The organism is Pseudoroseomonas cervicalis ATCC 49957 (assembly GCF_000164635.1).
In the GTDB taxonomy this organism is placed as follows: domain Bacteria; phylum Pseudomonadota; class Alphaproteobacteria; order Acetobacterales; family Acetobacteraceae; genus Pseudoroseomonas; species Pseudoroseomonas cervicalis.
In genome coordinates this window covers 1-796 of the sequence record NZ_GG771130.1, presented here as the reverse complement: position 1 = coordinate 796, position 796 = coordinate 1, and the positions used below count along the sequence as shown (strand labels likewise).

The following is a 796-nucleotide window of genomic DNA, read 5'->3' as shown; positions in this document are numbered from 1 at the left end:
AGCTTCAGGGCGCGCCGGCGCTTGCGCTCCACATCCACCTGCTGCGCGGCGATGAAGGCGGCCTGGCGTGCCTCGGGCAGCAGCGCCTCGGTGACGCGGATCAGCTCGTCCAGGCCGAAGGGCGGGCGCTCCTCCCAGGGCTCGGCCAGCACGCGCACGATCTGCCGCGCCTCCGGGATCTCGGCGCGCACCGTGTCCTGGAAGGCGCGCGGGCCGATCGCCTTGGTCAGGATGGCCACTGTCGGGATGCCGTGCCGGGCGCAGAGCTTCGCCACCTGGCGCTCGCCCTCCTCGACGCGGGTGCCCGGCTCGCTGATGCAGAGCCACAGGATGTGGATGCGCTGGTCGAACTGGCCGGTGGCGTTGGCGCGCTCGATCTCCGCCTCCAGCGCGGCGAGCGTCGCCTGGAAGGCCTCCATCTCCAGCCCCTTGGTGTCGCACAGGCGCACCGGCAGGGCGGGGGGCTCGTACCAGGCGATGTCCTGGGTGACGGGGCGGCCCATGCCGGTCTGCGCGACATTGTGGCCGAACACGGCGTTGACCAGCGTGCTCTTGCCGACGCCGGTCTTGCCGGCCAGCAGGATGTTCACCTTGCCCATGCGCTGCCTCTCCTCCTCCGCCCGCTTCTGGAAATCGGCGAGCAGCGGGGCGTTGCCGACGAATTGTCCGATGGTGGTGAACAGGTCCTGCACCAGGGGCACGTCCTTTCGCGTCTGCGCCGTGCATATGGGGGCGCGGAGCGGCAGGCCCATGCGCGCGGCGCGGGCCAGCAGCGGCGCGCGCAGCCGGGCCAGGG

General features: G+C 72.2%; 1 protein-coding gene. It reads right to left on the bottom strand.

The window, feature by feature from the left end; translation table 11 throughout:
• On the bottom strand, nt 1–796 hold a 796-nt coding region (locus HMPREF0731_RS22150), incomplete at both ends, for a GTPase (RefSeq protein ID WP_007006503.1).